The 19,022-nt window shown below is 67.4% G+C and carries 15 protein-coding genes; 8 read left to right on the forward strand and 7 right to left on the reverse strand.

The window, feature by feature from the left end:
• Positions 1–74 precede the first annotated feature (74 nt).
• Positions 75–1,184 carry a DUF373 family protein gene (locus F3H13_RS02505; protein ID WP_149797469.1) on the forward strand — a complete coding sequence of 370 codons (1,110 nt, stop codon included), beginning with the start codon at positions 75–77 and terminating at the stop codon, positions 1,182–1,184.
• Positions 1,185–1,216: 32 nt separating this feature from the next.
• Here F3H13_RS02505 and F3H13_RS02510 read toward each other — a convergent pair whose 3' ends face one another.
• The 5 genes from F3H13_RS02510 to F3H13_RS02530 form a co-directional block, all read right to left on the reverse strand.
• Entirely contained in the window at positions 1,217–2,359 is a 1,143-nt protein-coding gene (locus tag F3H13_RS02510) for a DUF7139 domain-containing protein (RefSeq protein WP_149797470.1), read from the reverse strand.
• Between the two features lie 105 nt (positions 2,360–2,464).
• Entirely contained in the window at positions 2,465–3,526 is a 1,062-nt protein-coding gene (locus F3H13_RS02515; protein WP_149797471.1) for a phosphotransacetylase family protein, read from the reverse strand.
• Positions 3,519–5,693, reverse strand: a complete 2,175-nt coding sequence (locus F3H13_RS02520) for an acetate--CoA ligase family protein (protein WP_149797472.1) — start codon at positions 5,691–5,693, stop codon at positions 3,519–3,521. The genes F3H13_RS02515 and F3H13_RS02520 overlap by 8 nt, the downstream gene beginning before the upstream one ends.
• A gap of 89 nt (positions 5,694–5,782) precedes the next feature.
• Complete coding sequence (locus F3H13_RS02525; RefSeq protein WP_149797473.1) at positions 5,783–7,372, reverse strand: PAS domain-containing protein; 1,590 nt, start codon at positions 7,370–7,372, stop codon at positions 5,783–5,785.
• Positions 7,373–7,469: 97 nt separating this feature from the next.
• The gene (locus tag F3H13_RS02530) at positions 7,470–7,856 is read right to left on the reverse strand and encodes a winged helix-turn-helix domain-containing protein (protein ID WP_149797474.1); all 387 of its coding nucleotides are present in this window, start codon (positions 7,854–7,856) and stop codon (positions 7,470–7,472) included.
• 115 nt (positions 7,857–7,971) lie between these two features.
• On the opposite strand from F3H13_RS02530, the gene F3H13_RS02535 reads away from it, so the two are divergent.
• The 5 genes from F3H13_RS02535 (at position 7,972) to F3H13_RS02550 (ending at position 10,128) form a co-directional block, all read left to right on the forward strand.
• A complete protein-coding gene (locus tag F3H13_RS02535) occupies positions 7,972–8,604 on the forward strand; it encodes a helix-turn-helix domain-containing protein (protein WP_149797475.1) in 633 nt (210 codons plus the stop codon).
• Positions 8,605–8,668: 64 nt separating this feature from the next.
• Entirely contained in the window at positions 8,669–8,827 is a 159-nt protein-coding gene (locus F3H13_RS16070; RefSeq protein WP_188127977.1) for a DUF7560 family zinc ribbon protein, read from the forward strand.
• Between the two features lie 158 nt (positions 8,828–8,985).
• Positions 8,986–9,441 (forward strand): pyridoxamine 5'-phosphate oxidase family protein, encoded by a 456-nt coding sequence (locus F3H13_RS02540; RefSeq protein ID WP_149797476.1) that lies wholly within the window; start codon positions 8,986–8,988, stop codon positions 9,439–9,441.
• Positions 9,442–9,525: 84 nt separating this feature from the next.
• Positions 9,526–9,927, forward strand: a complete 402-nt coding sequence (locus tag F3H13_RS02545) for a type II toxin-antitoxin system death-on-curing family toxin (protein WP_149797477.1) — start codon at positions 9,526–9,528, stop codon at positions 9,925–9,927.
• 30 nt (positions 9,928–9,957) lie between these two features.
• On the forward strand, positions 9,958–10,128 hold the full coding sequence (locus tag F3H13_RS02550) for a hypothetical protein (protein WP_188127978.1): 171 nt from the start codon (positions 9,958–9,960) through the stop codon (positions 10,126–10,128).
• 613 nt (positions 10,129–10,741) lie between these two features.
• Here F3H13_RS02550 and F3H13_RS02555 read toward each other — a convergent pair.
• Together F3H13_RS02555 and F3H13_RS02560 are read right to left on the reverse strand one after the other, a co-directional pair.
• Positions 10,742–13,816: a BGTF surface domain-containing protein gene (locus F3H13_RS02555; protein WP_149797479.1), complete on the reverse strand. Its 3,075-nt coding sequence runs from the start codon at positions 13,814–13,816 to the stop codon at positions 10,742–10,744.
• A gap of 470 nt (positions 13,817–14,286) precedes the next feature.
• Entirely contained in the window at positions 14,287–16,824 is a 2,538-nt protein-coding gene (locus F3H13_RS02560; protein WP_149797480.1) for a hypothetical protein, read from the reverse strand.
• 153 nt (positions 16,825–16,977) lie between these two features.
• On the opposite strand from F3H13_RS02560, the gene F3H13_RS02565 reads away from it, so the two are divergent.
• Together F3H13_RS02565 and F3H13_RS16485 are read left to right on the forward strand one after the other, a co-directional pair.
• Complete coding sequence (locus F3H13_RS02565; RefSeq protein ID WP_149797481.1) at positions 16,978–18,444, forward strand: sugar transferase; 1,467 nt, start codon at positions 16,978–16,980, stop codon at positions 18,442–18,444.
• A 59-nt stretch (positions 18,445–18,503) separates the two neighbouring features.
• The gene (locus F3H13_RS16485; RefSeq protein ID WP_149797482.1) at positions 18,504–18,632 is read left to right on the forward strand and encodes a sugar transferase; all 129 of its coding nucleotides are present in this window, start codon (positions 18,504–18,506) and stop codon (positions 18,630–18,632) included.
• The last annotated feature ends 390 nt before the right edge of the window (positions 18,633–19,022 follow it).

Raw genomic sequence — 19,022 nt, forward strand, 5'->3', positions numbered from 1 at the left:
CGACGCAGTCGACGGGTTCCCCGACCGCGAGTCGAGCCGAAAACATATGTCGCCCCCTCGCGTAGCCGCGTACGATGCTGCTCGTCCTCTGTGTCGACCTCGACGACGACCTCGGCCGCAAGACCGGGATCCCCACCCCGGTCATCGGCGCCGACGACGTCACCGAGGCCGCGGTCGCGCTCGCGACCGCCGACCCGGAGGACTCGGACGTCAACGTCCTCTTCCAGGGCGTCAACGTCCACGACGAACTGGCCGCCGAGGGCGAGGCCGTCGAGGTCGCGGCCGTCACCGGCGTCGACGGCCCCGACGTGAAGGCGAACCGCGCGGTCGGTCAGGAGGTCGACCGCGTGCTCGCCGAGCTGTCGACCGGCGAGGAGATCTCGGCGGTCGTGATCACCGACGGCGCCCAAGACGAGTCCGTCCTCCCCGTGATCCGGTCCCGGATGCCGATCGACGGGATGCGCCGGGTCGTCGTCCGGCAGGCGCAGGACCTCGAATCGCTCTACTACACGATCAAGCAGGTCCTCGCCGACCCGGAGACCCGCGGCACAATCTTAATCCCGCTCGGCGTGGTCCTCCTCATCTACCCGCTCGTCGTCGTCGCGAACCTCTTCGACGTCGCCGGCGCGGCCGTGCTAGGAATCCTCTCGGGCGCGGTCGGCCTCTACTCGCTGTTCCGCGGGCTGGGGCTCGAAGACACCGTCGACGGGACCGCCGAAACCGTCCGTAACGTCCTCTACACCGGCCGCGTGACGCTCGTCACCTACGTCGTCGCGCTCGCCTTAGTCGTCGTGGGGGGCGTTCAGGGGATCGACACCGTCGACGTCGTCCGGAGCGCACAGGGGAGCCCGCTCGCCGCCGGCACCGCGGTCGCCGCGTTCGTCCACGGCTTCGTCCAGTGGCTCGGCGTCGCGGGCGTCACCTCCAGCCTCGGGCAGATCACCGACGAGTACCTCGCCGGCCGGTTCCGGTGGCGCTACCTCAACGCCCCGTTCTACGTGGCCGCCATCGCCGTCGTGTTATTCGCGGTCTCCGGGTTCTTCCTCCCGGACGCGCCGGGCGTGACGGCGCTCGGGCTCTCGGAGCTGGCGATGGCGCTCGCGGCCGGGACGCTCATCGGCGTGTTGAGCACGCTCACGTTCGCCGTCGCGGAGTCGCAGCTCCCGTCGACGGAGCCCGTCTGAGAACGACGAGAGTTGGCGGTCGGGGAGGGTCGCTACCGGGGCGTCCAAGAGTCGCACGCCTCCATGTCGTCCATCAGCTCGTCGTAGTGGGCACAGTAGGGGCGCATCCCGTCGTCCGTCCGGACGTAGTCGAACTTCGCACAGTTGCCGCAGTAGGTGTCGCCGGGGCCGTCACGCGCGGCGGGAGAGCCGGGCGACGGCGTCGGCTCCGGCGTCGCCGGCGACGACGGACCGCCCGCCGGCCCCGCGTCGTCGAGCGGCGAGGTGATGTCGCTCTCGGCGCTGCCGCCGTCGCTCACGCCCGCCGAGCCGGGGCCGGAGCGGCCGCCGGGGACGCTCGACTGCCCGCCCGAGCCGGTGGCCGGACCACCCGCGCCGGTAGCCGGACTGCCCGCACCAGAGGCTTCCGCGCCGGTAGCCGGACCGCCCGCACCAGAGGCTTCCGCGCCGGTAGCCGGACCGCCCGCACCGGAGGCTCCCGCGCCGGATCCCGACGACGCGTTTGCCCGGCCGCCCGACGCGGACGCGGAAGAACCGCCCCGCGTCGCGGAGCCGGCAGCACCGTCGTCGGGGCGGTTCGTCTGCGTCTCGACCTCGCCGTCGGGCGTCCCGCCGAGGAGGCCGATGCCACCGCGCCCGCTCAGCTGGTCGCGGGGGACCTCGACGACTCTCGTCTCCCCCTTGTGGGTCACCTCCATCGAGACGGTGCCGCCGGGGTCGTTTCGGGTCTTGAAGTTGGCGACGCCGACGAACACGCTCCACAGCGTCGTCGCGGCGCCGAGGAAGTAGACCCCGGCGGTCGGGAGGGTGAGGTCGGTCAGCTCCGGACGCGGCCCGCCCACCCACTGCTGGGGATACGCGTGCGCGAACAGAGCCACGCCGAGGCACATGACGGCCGCGCCGACGACCGCCGCGACGTAGGTGTTGCGCTCGGCGGGGAGGACGGCCATCACGCCGAGCAACACGAGCGGGACGCCGACGCCGCCGACGATTCCGCCGACTTCCCGGGCCGTGCCCGAGGTGAACCCCGACGGCAGCACCACCTCGGCCGCCACGAGTATCCCCGCGACGACGAGCAGCGCGCCCGCGACGAACGACCCCACACCGAGGTACAGCCGACGCGGGTCGACCCCGGAGCGCCCCCGTCCGCCGTACGCCTCCGAGAGACTGGTCATGGGCGGGGTACGTCGTCCACCGTGAAAACAGTACGTCAGACGATCACGGATCGCGGGCGAACACGACCGCGGACCGGGAGCGAACCGGAGGGGGAGAGATCCCCCTCAGACCAGCGCGTCGACGTCGACGTGGTCGCCGAGCAGCTCGGCCATCCGGTCGACCGTCCGCACGTCGCGCGTGCGCCCGCCGCGGACGACCTCCTCGGCGCGGTCGATGGCGGTGACGGTGTCGGTGTTCACGGCGAGGACGGGCTTTCCGGCGTCGGCGGCCTTGCCTAACACCGCGCCAGAGGGGCGGTGGCCGCCGGTGAGCACGAGGCAGGCGACGCCGGAGGCCTCGAGCGCCGCGGTCTGGACGTCCGCGCGGTCGCCGCCGGTGATGACGGCGGCGTCGCGGGCGCGTCGGAAGTAGCGCAGCGCCTCGTCCCCGCCCATCGCGCCGACGAGGAAGCGCTCGACAAACGCGTCGGTGGGCGCGTCGGTGAGCAGCTCGGCGCCCAGCTCGTCGGCGAGCTCGCCGACCGTGACGCCCGCGAGCGCCTTCTCGTGGGGGATCGCGCCGAAGACGGTGATCCCCTTCGACTCCAGGAACGGGATGCCGTCCTGGTCGAGCGACTCGAAGGCGTCGTCGGACACCTTGTTGAACACGACGCCGGCGAGGCGGTCGCCGAACGCGTCGGCGGCCGCCAACACCTCGTCTAAGTCGTTCGGCGAGCCGTACTCGGCGACGAGGACGACCCGCGCGTCGAGCAGCTCCGCGACGTCGACGTCGGTGAGGTCGACGACGCCGCCGGTGGTCCAGCTGCCGCCCCCCTCGATAAACACCCGGTCGTGGTCCTCGGCGATGTCGTCGTACTCCTCGCGGATCCGGTCGCGGAGCGCGGCCGGGTCCTCGGTGCCGCGGATCGCGCCCTCCACGAACGTCGGCGAGTAGACGACGGGCTCCATCTGGTGCATCTCCGCGTCTAAGCCGAGCACCTCGCGGGCGAGCATGGGGTCCTGGTCGAGCGTCTTGCCGACGTTCGACTGGAGTCGGGTGCCCTTCGGTTTCATGTAGCCGACGCTGCTGTCGCGGTCGGCGGCGAGTCGCGCTAAGGCGACGGTGATCGCTGTCTTTCCGGCGCTGTCTCCGGTCGCGGTGACGAGTGTGGTGGGTGTGTCAGTCATCGGTGGGTTCCTCCGCGTCGAGCGGTTTCGGGTCGGTCTCCGCGTCGGACTCCGGCGCGTCGAGCGCCTCCGGGTCGACGGTGAGTCTCACGTCGACGGCGGCGGCGTTCGTGCCGCCGTCGTCGTCGGGCAATGCGACGAGGGGGTTGATGTCGAGTTCGAGGATGGCCGGGAAGTCGGTGACCAGCTGCGAGAGCCGGCCGATCGTCTCGATCACGGCGTCGACGTCGACGGGGTCGCGGCCGCGGGCGCCCCGGAGCAGGGGCGCCGACTGGATCTCCTCGGTCATCTCGCGGGCCTCGGGCTCGGAGACGGGCGCGACGCGGAAGGTGGTGTCCTCCATCACCTCCACGAAGATGCCGCCGAGCCCGAACATCAGCAGCGGCCCGAACTGCGGGTCGCGGTTCATCCCGACGATGGTCTCGACGCCGTCGTCTAAGTCGACCATCTCCTGTACCTGTACGCCGAGGACGGTCGCGTCCGGCTGGTAGTTGCGCGCGCGGGTGATGAGGTCCTCGTAGGTGTCGGCCACGTCGTCGTCGGCGACCCCGACGGCGACGCCGCCGATGTCGGATTTATGGAGGATATCCGGGGAGACGATCTTCATCACCACGTCGCCGTCGACGCCTTCGGCGACCTCGCGGGCGCGGTCGGGCGAGTCGACGATCTCGCCGTCGGGCGTGGGGATGCCGTACGCGTCGAGCAGTTCCATCGCCTCGACACCCAAGCGGTTGTCGTCGCGGTCGCGCACCGTCGAGAGGATCTCGCGGGCGCGCTCGCGGTCGACGTCGAACGCCATGGGAGGCGCGTACTCGCGCGCCTTGATGTCGCGGTAGCGCGCGAGCGTCGCGAGGCTGTCGATGGCGCGCGCGGGGTCGAAGTAACAGGGGATCCCCTTCGCCTGGAGCTGCTGTTTGGGCTCGCGGGTCCGGTCGCCGCCCATCAGGCAGGCGGCGACGGGCGCGTCCATCTCCTCGCTGACCGCCTCGATCGCGTCCGCGAGGTCGCCGAAGTCGATCGTCGCCGTCGGCGCGGCCAACACGAGGGCGGCACCGACGTTGTCGTCTTCGACGGTGATCTCCAAGGCCTCGCGGAACCGGTCGACGTCGGCGTCGCCGATCACGTCGACCGGGTTGTGGATGTTCGCCTCCTCAGGCATCGACGCGGCGAGCCGGTCGCTCGTCTCGCTCGTGAACGACGCCATGTCGAGGTCGGCGTCGCCGACCGCGTCGGTCGCCATCACGCCCGGGCCGCCGGCGTTCGTGACGATCGCGACGCTGTCGGTGTCGGGCAGCGGCTGGCTCCCGAGGATGCCCGCCGAGTCGAACAGCTCGTCGACCGACTCTGCGCGGATGACGCCCGCCTGGTCGAGGCCGGCCTCGTACGCCTTGTCGGAGCCGGCGAGCGTGCCGGTGTGCGAGGAGGCGGCCTGCGCGCCCGCGCTCGTCCGCCCGGACTTCACGGCGACGATAGGGGTGTCCTGCGTCGTCTCTCGGGCGGTCTCGATGAACTCGCGACCGTCCTCGATCCCCTCGAGGTAGCCGATTATCACGTCGGTCTCCTCGTCGTCCCCCCAGTGGTCGACGAAGTCCGTCTCGTCTAAGACGGCCTTGTTGCCGAGCGAAACGACGTCTTTGAACCCGATCCCGTTGTCGTTGGCCCAGTCGAGGACCGCGGTGACGAACGCCCCGGACTGGCTCATAAAGGAGAGCCCGCCGGGGAGGGCGTTCTCGGGGCCGAACGTCGCGTTCATCCCCGAGGGGGTCGACATGATCCCCAGGCTGTTGGGGCCGACGAGGTTGAGGTCGTACTCGTCGGCTAGCTCCGCGAGGCGACGCTCCCTCGCCGCTCCGTCCTCTCCGGTCTCGCCGAACCCGGCGGTGATCACGACGACGTTGCGGACCCCGGCCTCGCCGCACGCCTCGATGGCGTCCAACACGATCGAGGGCGGGACGACGACGACGGCGACGTCGGCGTCCGCGTCGGCGACGTCGTCGACGCAGGGGGTGTCGAGCACCGCCTCGTAGTTCGGGTTGACGGGGACCGTGTCGCCGTCGAAGTCGTCGAGGAGATTCGACGTGACGGCGCGGCCGACGGCGCCCTCGCGGGCGGTCGCGCCGACGACGGCGACCCGGTCCGGGTCGAACAGCTCGTTGAGCGTACCCATCAACTCGGGAGTACGCGAAGCGTCGGCTTAAGATCGGTGGGAGGTTCTTCGAAATCGGAGTTAACAGTGAACGATCGATCGGGTTTCGGTCAGCCGTCCGTCGATTCCCACGGCGGTCCGCCGTCCTCGCCGTCCCGATCCGGACCGGTGTCGGCGACGTCGGCCGGCGATCCGCCGTCCGGCTCGGCCGCGGCGGACCTACCGGCGAGCCCTTGCGGTGGGGACCACCGTCCCGAGGGAGGCGTCGGGTCGCAGTCGGCGTCCGGCACGCTGATCGTCACCTCGTTCCCGTCGGCGTCGGCGTCGAACGCGAGGTCCCCGCCCGAGCGGTCGGCGATCCAGTAGACGAGCCACAGCCCCATCCCCCCGGTGTGTTTCAGGTCGTCCATCTCCCAGCGGTCGGTGATCGGGTCGCGCTCGTCCGCGGGGATCGGCGGCGCGTTGTCGCGGACCGTGATCTCGACGCGGTCGGCCGGGGCGGTGACCTCGACCTCGACTCGCGGCGCCGCCTCGGCGTGTTCGATCGCGTTCTCGACCAGCTCCGCGATCGCGTAGTCCAGCTCGGGATGCGTGAACGCCCGCAGATCGTCCGGGCAGTGAACAGACACCGCCGCGGCTCCCGCGTCGCTGTCGGCGAGCGCGTTGTCGACCGCGGTCCCGACGAGCGACGCGACCCGGAGCGGCTTCGGCGGCTCCTTCCGACGGAGCAGGTCGATCACGCCGCGCTGTTTCTCGGCGGAGGTCAGCAGGTCGTCGGCGACGCGTCGAATCGTCTCCGCGTGGTCGATCAGATCGGCGGCGAGTTCGGCGGCGTCGCCCTCGCTCGACGGGTCCGGCGCCCGGAGCGCGTCGTCCGCGCGGGCCGCGATCCGCTCGGCGGTACCGTCGACGATGTTCATGTCGTTGCGGATCGTGTGGCGCAGCAGGTTGTCCATCACCGTGAGCTGGCGCTTCCGCCGGTACTCGTCGGTGACGTCGCGAGCGAAGCCGGTGATCGCGACGACCTCGCCGTCTTCGACAACGGGACGGGCGGGCACCCGAACCCAGCGCATCCCCTCGTCAGAGACCCCGATGCGGTAGTCGAGGTTTGTCGATTCGCCGGCCGAGAGCCGCTGTAACGCGTCCTCGACCGCAGAGCGGTCATCCGGATGGATCACCTCGAGGAACGCCCGCGGCCGCTCGCGCAGCGCCTCGCGGTCGATCCCGAACACGGCTTTCACCGCTTCGTTGACGAACAGCAGTTCGTTCCAGTCGGCTGTGAACATCCACAGCACGTCCGGCGAGGTGGAGGCGATCGTCTCCAGTCGCCGGCGGGACTCGACCTCGAGCGTGACGTCGCGAGAGCTCAGCGCGTAGCCATCGAGTCCGGTCTCCGCCGGCGGGTACACGCGCGTGCGGAGCCACAGCCAGTCGCCGTCAGCGGTCGCATACCGGTACTCCAGCGGGCCGTCCGGAGGAGCGTCGCCGGCAACGGACGCGTCGAACGCGGCCCGGACCCGGTCGACGTCGTCGGGGTGGATCAGGTCGAACGCGTCCGTGCCGACGAGCTCGTCGGGGTCGAACCCGAGGAGGTTGCGAGCGGCCGCGTTGAGATACCGGAACCGTCCGCGCTCATCGATCACCGCGAGTTTGTCTTGCGCGAGATCGATAAGGGTATCTGGCTCCGGCGAGCGAGACATACGCAAAACCTTCGTAAACGGGCGTATAATCTTGACCGTTCGATTATCAGGTTCGAAAGCTTGCGGGGCCTCCGGCCCGGATCGGCCCTGAAAAACGTCAGTCGGCCGAGACACCGGGCGCGTCAAGCGCGGCCCGCAGGGGATCGGTCCCCCCGTCGTCGACCGTGAGCGAGACGCCGTCGTCGCCGAGTTCGACTGCGGCGTCGGCGGCATCGCGGACGTACTCGGCGGCGTGGTCCCCGTCCGGGTCGAACCGGACCCCCTCGGCGAGCAGCGGCGTCTCGCTCAGCAGCTCGACCTTCCGGTAGGCGGTCGAAAGCGCGATGTCGCAGTCCTCGGCGAGCTCGCTCGTCGTCTTCGGCGTCGCCGCCGCCGCGAGAATCGCCCGGCAGTCGGCGTCGGCGAGCGCCTCGAACGTGGCGTCGAGCGCCGCGTCTCCCTCGGTCGTCGTCGTCGCGTCGGTCGTCCGCAGGGGGCGTTTCATATCTGTAGATACCGCCTCCACCATCCCGAACGGTGGCCCACCATATGCGGGGGGTTTTATACCGCGAGAGCACGCCCGCCAACGTTTTTGCTCGGGGCGGGTACGGACGAACGAGATGGGATCGGGAATTCGGGCGGAGGTCTCGCTGCCGACCACGGTGTCCCCGTTCGACGGCGTCGTCGACGGAGCGACGCCGATCATCGAGGTGGCGCGCTGTACGCCGGCGGACAACCGCGAGCGCGTCGTCGTCGAGTTCATCGCTGACGCCGACCTCTCGGTCCCCGAGGGGGTCGAGGTCGTCTTCGACTACGGCGGGCGGGCGGCCTACCGGTTCGACGCAGCCGTCGACCCCGACTCGCCGTTCGCCGTCCTCGACCGCCACGGAACGCCCGTCTCGGAGGCGACGATCCGCGACGGGCGGCTCCGGATCACCTTCCACGCGAGCGACCTCCCGACGCTGCGGTCGGTGTTGGAGGCGTTCCGCGACGGGTGTCCGGACATGGAGGTGTTACGCCTGCTCCAGTCGACGACGACGCCGACGGAGTCGGACCTCGTGACCGTCGACCGGAGCGAGCTGACCGAGCGCCAGCGCGAGGTGCTCACGGCCGCCTACGAGGCGGGCTACTTCGACCACCCGAAGGGCGCGAACGCCGGCGAGGTCGCCGCGTCGCTGGGTATCGGCCGGTCGACGTTCACGGAGCACGTCGCGGCCGCCCAGCGGAAGCTGTTCGGGTCGCTGCTGGATTGACCGCGTTCCGAAGCCGCGAGAATCCGAGGCCCGTTTGATGAGCGTGGGTGTCGTACCCACAGATATGACGGGGCGATCCACCCACACCTTCGTCTGCCCGGAGTGTCGGCGCTCGATCGAGGTGGACGACGCGATGCGGGCGACGCTGCTCGAGACAGGCTGCGTCGTCTGCGGGGCGCCGGTCACCGAGGAGGACATCGACGGGGCGCCGGCGATGCACTGAGAGCCCGCGCCGCGACCGGCCAGCGGTCCGCCCGTCGCACCGTCGACACTGCCCCCGGTCCCCGCGCCGCCCCGCACCGCGTCGTCGTCGATCCCCGTTCGCCCCCGCTCCCCGCGCCGTCTCGTGCCCTTTAAGCCGCCGTGCGAAGAAATTCGGGTATGCCGACGAACAGCGAGGTCGAGATGTCGGAGGCCGAGGTCGACGCGCACCTGTCCCGTCACGAGACGGGAGTGCTCGCGCTCGCGCGCGACGACGCGCCGTACGCCATCCCGATCTCCTACGGGTACGACGCCGACGAGCGCGCGTTGTACCTCCGGCTGGTGTCGACGCCCGACAGCGAGAAGCGCGAGTTCCTCGCGTCGACGCCGCGGGCTCGCGTGGTCGTCTACGAGGACGAAAACGACGAGTACGCGAGCGTCGTCGGCGTCGGCACCCTCGAACGGGTCGACCTCGATGAGCTCACCCCGAAGACGATCGCGCAGTACGGCGAAGCGCGGCGCCCCCTGTTCGAGATCTGGGCGGACGACAAGCCGGACCTCGACATCAGTCTCTACCGCTTCACGCCCGAGACGCTGACCGGGCGCACGGTCGTCGTCGAGCGCGACGAGGAGTAGGCGCTCGGGGTGGTGATCGGGGACAGTGAGGCGACGATCGGGCCTGCGGAAGAACGATTGTTTTGTGGACAAGGATAGAACGGTATGACCGGTGAACTGTCGTATCCGTCTCGCGAACTCATCTGCGATCTACACGAGCAGGTCGTCAGGGAAGGCGAGGTGACGGAGCCGGGTGTCCGATCGACAGATTCGATCGAATCGGCGTTACAGTACGTTTCAGAGGGATACTTCGGGGAGAGCCCAGAAACGATCCATCAAAAGGCGGTCCACCTGATGCGGTTGCTCGTCGCCGACCATCCGTTCGTCGACGGGAATAAACGAACCGCGCTCCGGACGGTAGTCGTTTTCTACATGCTGAACGGGTACACGTTCGAGTACGGCGGCGAGATTCGAGCCTTGCTCCACCGGTTTGCGACTGCCGAATCGGACGTCGACGTCGCGACGGCCGTCGTGTATTTTCGTGCGTGTGCGCGCCGCAACGGCTAAATGGGATCCGGCATGATTAACAGTACACAGATGGCGTCCAGTAGCGATTCCACGACTCCGGTCGATGACGAAGTTCGCCGCCTGTACGAGCGGTATCAGTCGGCCGAGACGGAGGCGGAACGCCGAGAGATCGCCTTAGAGATGGGCGAACTCGACGGTCGACGCCACGCGATCATCTACGAGCGACTCGAAACGGAGTAGCTGTTTTTCCGGGCCCCGGCTCTCAGTGCGCCTCGATCCGAACGCGCTCGCCGAGTATCGTCCGCGGCGAGCGCGATTGCCGCCGCTGGCCGGCGTGAGCGCGACGAGGAGTAAGGGTCCGCCGACCGCGGGCGGCGTCGGAGCGGTCCCGGACGCGGAGTCGATCTGCGGTCCTTTTCGGGTTCATCGTCGCCGCCGAGTGACGTCCGTCGACTCGTTCGCGGCGAGTCGCGGTCGAACGACGGGCTCGAGTAGTCGGCTCGCTCAGAGCGGGCCTGGTGCTCAGTGCCGGGATTCGTTGATGGACCTCGTGTGAGGAACAACGTCGACTCTATCGATCGCTGACCCTTGGATTCGACCGTAACGAGAGTCCGGCGATCCGCCCGGATAGCGAGCCGATGCCAAGTCGGGATACGAGACGTCGTGCGTATCGAGCGGTGTCGCCGGTAGTTACCGGTGACACTTACCGGATAAATAGATACGCATCAGCGCAACACTTCGACCGTGAGCGCCGCCGCTGGCCGGCGTGAGCGCGATAAAGAAAGACCGCGTGTGGGTCGGCCCGCGTGGGCCGATGGTTTAGCGACTGCGAGTCGCGACCGTAGCAGCGACGTTAGTCGTTGCGGCGGGTCGCGAGCAGCGCAGCGGCGATGAGGGCGACGAGCGCGACGAGCGCGCCGAAGCCGGGCGTGCTGCCGTCAGTGGAGTCGTCACCAGAGGAGTCGTCTCCGCTGGAGTCGTCTCCGCTGGAGTCGTCACCAGAGGAGTCGTCTCCACTAGAGTCGTCACCAGAGGAATCGTCTCCGCTGGAGTCGTCACCAGAGGAATCGTCTCCACTGGAGTCGTCACCAGAGGAGTCGTCTCCGCTGGTGTCTTCCTCAATGGTCAGCGTGCCGGTGGCTTCGTCGTCGTCGGACGCGATGCCGTGCTCGTAGTCGCCGGCGTCGAGGCCGGTCGTGTCAGCGGTGAACTCGACCGTCGTGCTGTTACCACCCGCGAGGGTGACTTCAGTCGTGTCGAGTTCGTCGCCGTCGAGCGTGAGCGCGATGTTCTGCGTGGCCTCCTGCTCGCCGGTGTTCTCGATCGTGGCCGAAACCGTGACCGAGTCACCAGCAGTGGCGGTGGCCTCCGCGGGCTCGAGGTCCGAGACCTCGAGGAAGGCGGCCTCGCCGACCGTCTCGACGACGGTGCCGTCTTCCTCAGCGTCGAAGGTCGCCTGCTGCGCGGTCACGGTGAACGTGTCGTTCACCGAGGCCTCGCTCAGGTCGAGACCCGTCGCCTCGAAGGAGCCGTCAGACTGGACGGTTACGTCCTCGGAAGTCTGAACGAAGCCGGGCGAGACATCAGAGTCGGAGCGCACGCGGACCGTGAACTCCTGACCGGGCGCAGCGTTGGTCGTGCCCGTGATGGTCTGATCCTCGGCGGCCTGGACTTCGACCGGCGTATCGAATTCGCCAGTCGCTTCGACGTACTCGAAGCTGACCGTGGCGGTCTCGTAGAAGTCCGTGATGTCCACGTCGCTGTCTTCGAGTTCGTCCTCGTCAGGGTCGAGCAGGCGCTCGTCCTTCACGCGGAGACGCACGTCGAAGGCGTCCTCGTCCGAGATGGAACGGCTGGAGTCATCAAGGACGATGTTGCTCTCTTCGAACGCGATGTAGTACGAGCCTTCGGTCGAGATGATGTCGACGTTACCGTCGGCGATCATCTGCTGAACGTCGACCTGCTTACGCTCCGAGTTCGGCGCGGTGCTGTCGGCCGTCTGGCGGATGCGCAGGTCGATGCCCGTGCTGTCGTTCGCAGAGCTGGTATCCGTGATGAGGTCGGCGAGGCTGCCACCGTTCGCTTCGATGGCGCCCTCGAGACCCGTCGCGCTGAGCTCGTGAATGAGGACGTCGCCCTCAGTCAGCGAGTCAGTCTCGACGACGGTGTCGTTCTCGACACCGTTCGAGATGTCCTCGACATCTTCGACGTCCTCGTAGACGTCAGCCGAGGTGGTCCAGAGGTTGAACGAGTCAACCGAACGCTCTTCGAGTTCGAGGTCGCCGACCGCGTCGGAGTTGCCGTTGGCGATCTCATCGAAGCTCGTGTCGCTCACCTCGAACGGGTACGTACCCGTCTCGAGGATGTTGGTGAGGTTGTCCGGGCTTTCGTCCACGGACGTGATCTCCGCGTCGCTGTCACCGTCAGCGATGTACACGAGATCAGCGTTGTTCAGCGTGCTGGTGTTGCCAGCAACGTACGTGTTGAAGCCGACCGTGACACTGTCCTCTCCGCCGGAGTCGACGGAGACGTTAGCCTCGTAGCCGACCTCTTCCTGGTCGCCAATCGTGAGGTTGGCGGTTTCGACGTCGCCCTGGAAGTTGATCGTGATGTTCGCATTGTCACCGCGCTCCTCAGTGATGAACGTCTCCTCGAAGGAGATGTCACCCTCGGGCGCCTCGGTGACTTCAAAGTCACCGCTCTCGACGGAGACCGCCGAGTTGTCGTCAGTGACTTCGACCGTGTAGGTACCAGTGTCTTCGACGGTACCGAAGTCGACGGCGACCTCACCGTCGGAGTCGATCGAGGTTTCGACCGTGTCAACGACATCGCCGTCGTCGTCGAGCAGGTCGGCCGTGATTTCGCGGTTGATCGCGTCGGACGTGACCGTCGCGGTCACCGCGTCATTGGTCGTGAACTCGTCCTCATCGACCTCAACGTCAAGGCCGAGGTCGCTGATTTCGAGGACGGAGGTGACATCAGCATCGTTAGTGATATTGTAGTCACCGTTCTCGAAGTCGTCGGTGTCGAGAACGTACACGAGGCTGTTCGTGCCCGTACCACGGGTCCGGCTAACGCCGGGGCCGTCGATATCGAACGTGGAGTCGGCAGAGGCGTTTTCGAGGGCAACGTTCTCACCGGAGAACGCCTCGAAGGTGGAGTCGTCGTTCACCTTGACGACGCTCGGAGCGAACGTGACATCGAAGTCGTCGTCGCTCACGTCGTTACCAGCGGCATCTTCGAAGCCGGCTTCAACAGAGACGTTCTGAACGTTATTGAACGTGGTACCGGTATCGACTTGAATGAGACCGGCACTAACCTCAGTGAATGAGGTAGCCGCGCCGGGTCCGATCGTCACGACCGAACCATTGTCGAGACCAACTTCAACTTCGGCGTTGCTCTGGTCAGGGATAGTGACATCATTCGAGTACGAGAGCTCGATGATGGCAGTACTCGAGTTCGCGTAGTGAGTTGCCTTACGAAGGTCATCAGTCACACCATCAACGTCCAGAGTAGTGGTAGTGTCAGCAGCACTGACATCAGTACCGTCCGCTTCTGACGAATTGGGTGCTTCGATGACTGCAACATCGAAGGTGTCATCAGCGTCTGCTCCGAGTCCCGCAGCGTCGCTCGGAGTGAAGGTGGCGCTGTCGCCACCACTAGTCGTGTTAGCGACTACCTCGTCTTCTTGAATCGTTCCGTCGCCATCAGCGTCGATAGCGATTTGATAGTCATCTGAATCATCTGTATTAAACGAGATGTCTGTACTCTCGTCCGGAGTTACCGGTTGCGTAGAGTCAATGGTCGCACTGTTAGCAGCGGCAGCTGCTGGAGCAGCAGCGAAGCCGACTGCAACCATGGATACGACCATGACCGCCGCAAAGAAGACCGCGTTAGCCTTCTTGCGTGTGTTATTGTCGTTTGTCATTGTTGTGTTGTGTTCTGCGTCGCGACAGTCTGCTTTGTCCTCGCCTGAATCGCCCGTTCGTCGTCTGCCAACACACTCGATGTGGTACGGCCGGACTCGACGCGGATTACTTGCGGTCGTGTCGCATTGTGGGGTAGGGGCTGCGTCAGCTTGTTAAAGCGGTCGGTATAAGTACTTTGTGTCGATCATCGTTGTGTGTGAATGCGTCTCACAGGCTTCTCAGGCGCTGAGGCGCCCGTTTTCGGATTCGAGGTGTTCGGAGTTGGTCATGGTGGGCATATGAATCGGTGAGTATGAATCCGATATTCCGTCGCAGTCGGTCCGACCGAAAGGGGTACAAGCCGAGACAGCCTTCCTTCAACCGGGGCCTACGGGTCCACGCGACCGGGCAGTCACGCTGGCGGTAGGGGACGTCCGGTCGTCTGTGCCCGTTCGGCTCCGTTTTGCTATTTCGGTACCGGCTGGACCGCTTACGCTGGTGGGACAGTCGTCTGATTGCCCGCGAGCACGTCGTCGTCGGTCACCGTGACGGTCTCGTTGCCCACCTGATACTCGCCGGGATGCGCGACGCGAATCGTCGCGGTGCCGTTTGCGACCGTCGCGTTACGCGCGTACTCGTACGTGGTGTCGTCAGATCCACCGTCGATTGTCAGAGTCGTCGTCGCGGTCACCGCCTCGCCGCTCGGCTCCGAGACCTCAATCGTCGCGCCGGGGACGACCGCGAACGTCCGCACGCCGTCGTCGCTCGCGAGCAGCTGGTAGTGGCCGGTCGGAGCGGTGTCGTTGGCGCCGAGCCCGAGCCCCTCGTGGAGCGCCGCGTAGGTGGTGTTCGTCGCGGGCGCGTTCTCGCGGTCGGTGACGACGACGTACCCGACCCGGTCTCGGAACCGATCGTAGGAGTCGTCCGGGTTTGACGAGGCGAGGAACTGGTCGTGATTGCTCCGGGCATAGCCGTACCCCTGCGCCTCGCCGTTCACGAAGTAGTTGTACATGCGGTTGTCGCCCCATTGGCTCAACACGAAGTTCCGCGGGTACTCCCGGTCGACCTCCTCGGCGTGGGAATCGACCGTGAGCGCGGCGTCGAACTGCGCGCGGTCGTGGGTCGTCTGCCCGACGAGCGACGGAACGAGGAGGAGATTGAACAGCAACACGAGCGCGACGGTCGCAGCGAGGTACCCGCGCAGGCGGGTCCCCGCCGGGAGCGCGAGCGAGGTGATCGCGTTCCCCTCGCTCGATACATCGTCCGCTCCGGCGCGACTCGACCGGGAGCGACTCGAGCGAGTCCCGGTTGACACGGGCTCGGCGTCGTTGCCCTGCCCGAGGGCGGCCACAGGGCGTGCGATGTCGATCGCTGAGAGCAGGTAGACGAGCCCGATCCCCGCGAACGGCGCGATGAAGATCGCCAACTGCCCCGCGAACCGCACCTGAACCGTCGCGAGCAGCGTGTAGTACCACGCGAAACAGACGGGAACGAGCCATCCGGGCTCGTAGCGGCGGGCGACCGCCCACGTCGCGACCCCGAGGACCGCAATCGCGAAGTAGAAGCCGAGCCCGAGCTGGAGCAGCGGCCCGAATATCACCGCGAAGTCCGGAGAAAACAGCGAGGTCGTCTCGGAGATCCCCTCGCGGAAGAACAGGTCGTCCGCACGCGTCTGGAGCCGTTCAACGTCGCCTGGGCGTAGGCGTGCGTACGCGACGAGTCCGCCGACGGCGACGACCGCCTCGGCCGCGACGAGCGCGAGGGGAGGCCACGCGACCCGCCGCCACAGCTCGCCCAGTCCGACGACGACGAGCGCGCCCCCGGCCACGAGGACGGGCGTAATCGCGGCGATCGACTCGTGCCACCCTAAGGCGAGATGCGCGGCAAGTGCCAAGCCGCCGCCGAGCGCCAGTCCGCCGAGCAGCGGTGCGTTGGCGGCGGCCGGGGAGACGTCGTGACGAACGTCGAGGGCGACGCGGAGGCCGACGACGGCCGCGACCGGGACGAACGTGAGCGGCGAGCCGCCGTACGCGTGCGCGGACGCCGCCACGGCGAGGGCGAGCGCGAGCGCGACGAGCCACATCGTCGCGTCGCGTGCGTGTGCCCGGACGGCCGCCTGCGGGTCAGTGTGGGTAGTTCGCCGCGTCACGTCGACCCCGAGCGCGGTCAGCGTCAGGACGAGGAGCCCCAGCCACAGGTACTGGTGAGCCTGATGATCGAGGAAGCCGACGGAGGTGTAGACGACGTTCACGGGCGCGAGCCCGTAGAACAGCACCGCCGCGAGTGCGACCCGCACGTCGTCGGTGAGCAAGCGCGCGAGCCGGTAGACGAGGTACCCCAGACAGACGGACGCGACGACCGGGAGCCACGCGGCGACCGCGGGCGCGGCGTCGACGCCGCCGAGCAGGACCGTCACCCACCAATTGATCGCGTGGGCGAGCGGGCGCGTCCCCGCGGCCCCGCCCATGTCCGCGAACAGCCCCAGATCGAAGACTCCGTCGGCGCGGGCCGCGAGCCGCTCCTGCCAGTAGCGGAAGAAGTACGTGTCGTTGGCCGGCGAGACGACGAACCCCTGCTGGAACACCGCGGGCGCGGCCACGAGTCGTGCGCCGGCAACCGCCAGCAGCGTCCCGACGAGCCCGAGGAGGGTGACGACATCGACGTCGGCTGAAGTGGGGAGTTGCGACAGCCTGGCACGGACATCACCGGACGGCGTCGAGTCGGCCGGGCTCTCGGCTGGGGCGGCCGCCCCGGCGGCCGCGTCCGCACCGTCGGCCGGGGCGGGCCCAGCCTCGATCGCGGCGCGGATCGCGGCCGGATTTTCGAGCCGATAGCCGTCGTCGACGGACGTCGCGAGATCCCGAGCGACGAGCTCGCCGAACTGGCCGGAGTCGAGGGCGATGTCGGCGAACGTCCACGGCGCGTCGCGGGCGTCGCGCTCGACGAGAGCTGTGAGGGCGTCCTCGGCCTCGGGGTGGTCGGCGAGGAACTCGCGCGCGGCCGCGGTCGTCTCCTCAGGCGCGGGCATTGGCTGTCATCTGTCGGGGGCGCCGATTAGCGGTTTCGGTCGCGGGCGGGACACAGCGGCTGGTCGGAGAGCTGTCAGGGACGCTCGATCCCTACCCCATCGCCGAAACGGGAAACATAGTGTTTAACTCGATACATGTGACAGTAGTTGGTAATGGATACGGGATGGCGGTACCGCGCCGCGAGCGTGGGGGGCGTCGCTGCCCTCGTTGCGCTCGCGGTGATGCTCGCCAACAACGGGACCGTTCAGGCGACCGCGGCGATAGTACCCGTCTTCGATCGCCTCCCGGTGGACCCGCCCGCCGGGGCGGAGTTCATCATCGAGGTCGCGTTGACCGTCGCTGTCGTGACGGCCGCGTTCGTCCCGCTGTACAAGCCGCGGCCGCGGCGGATCCTCGACATCGTCGCGCTCGCGCACAAGCGCACGTTCGTCGCCGTGTTCGCGCTCGCGACCATCGGCTACTTCGATTACACGTACAAGGTGCCGCGGCTGACGCTGGTGTTGATCACGCCGCTGCTGTTGGTCGTGCTGCCGGCATGGTTCGTCTGGCTGCGCCGGCCCGAGGCGCGCGGCGAGCGTGCGATCATCGTCGGGGACGATCTCACGGAAATCGCACAGGTCACCCAGGCCGCCCGTGAAACGGACCTCGTGCTGCTCGGCTACCTGTTCCCCACACAGGCGCACGCTGGAGCCCACGGTCAATCAACAGAAGACCACGAGGCGACAGGGGCTGGAATCGCTTCTGTGGCGGACGGCGGCAGAGAACTAAATAGTAGTCTCGAACAACTTGGCGGCCTCTCACGGCTTGAAGACGTACTGGTCACACACGACGTCGACACGGTGATTCTGGCGTTTGGCGAGACAGATCGGGCCGAGTTCTTCGGCGCTCTCGACGCCTGTTACGAACACGGCGTCGCCGCGAAGGCCCACCGTGACACAGCGGATACAGTGCTACTCGCGGAGGATGACCCAGGGACCCTCGTCGATATCGACATCGAACCCTGGGACGTTCAAGACCACATCCTGAAACGCGCGTTTGATGTCGCGTTCGCGGGGGCGGGGCTGATCGGACTGTCACCGGTTATCCTCGCCATCGTGGTGGCGATCAAGCTTGAGGACGGGGGATCGGTCCTGTATCAACAGGATCGGACCGCCGTATTCGGTGAAACCTTCGACGTGTATAAATTCCGGTCAATGGTCGAGAACGCCGAGTCCGCGACAGGCGTGAAAATCAGTGACGAAGACGATGGTGGTGTCGACCCCCGGGTGACACGCGTCGGGCGCGTGCTACGGCAGACACACCTCGACGAGATTCCACAGCTGTGGGCGGTGCTATCGGGGGATATGAGCGTTGTCGGGCCACGGCCCGAACGTCCTGAAATTGATGCCGACATCCAGCACGGCGTCGACGACTGGCCGAAGCGGTGGTTTGTGAAACCGGGCTTAACTGGATTAGCACAGATCAACGACGTGACCGGCAAGGAACCGGACCGAAAGATCCGCTACGACCTCCAGTATATCAAACAGCAGTCGTTCAGTTTCGATATGAAGATCGTGACGCGACAGATTTGGAAGGTGTTGGTCGATGCCGCCGCTATTGTATCTGGAAAGCGCGAATAAGAAGAACAGCGTTGGGGACGTGGTCATCCCAAGCGATACACCGTCGAGCTCCCCCAGCTGTGGTCGATCCTTCGGGGAGACATGACCTCCAGTACGTGCGCGAGCAGTCGTTCGCGTACGACCTGAAGATCGTGGCGCGGCAGCTGTGGAAGGTCGGTGAAGACGTCTGGATGGCCCTGACGAGCTAACGCGGCCCGAAACCGATCGTCGGGAGGTCGGTGGCGGAGATGTGTCGGACGGTGGGTAGAATACGGCAGCGGTCTCGGATCCGAGTCGGAAGCGCGGACGGGCACGCCAGCGTGCCCCGAGTGACCGCGAAGGGACAGGTCGCCGCGGGCACGCTGGCGTACCCGTGCGGGTTCGAGAGACGCACCTCACGGCCGCAGAGACTTCCTGCGAGAAACCGACGATGCGGAGCCGGGCCGATGGCACGGCCCGCGCGAGTCGAGGGGGACGACCACGAGCGAGCGGGGAGGCCAGCCCGTCACAACGGTTCCAAAAGAGCGCGCGCGACCCCGCACGACGCCTCCGCGGGTCGGTGAACGACGCCACAACGTGGGACTCCTCCCGAGTCAGTG

It is taken from the genome of Halorubrum xinjiangense (genome assembly GCF_900102375.1).
GTDB classification, from domain to species: Archaea; Halobacteriota; Halobacteria; order Halobacteriales; family Haloferacaceae; genus Halorubrum; species Halorubrum xinjiangense.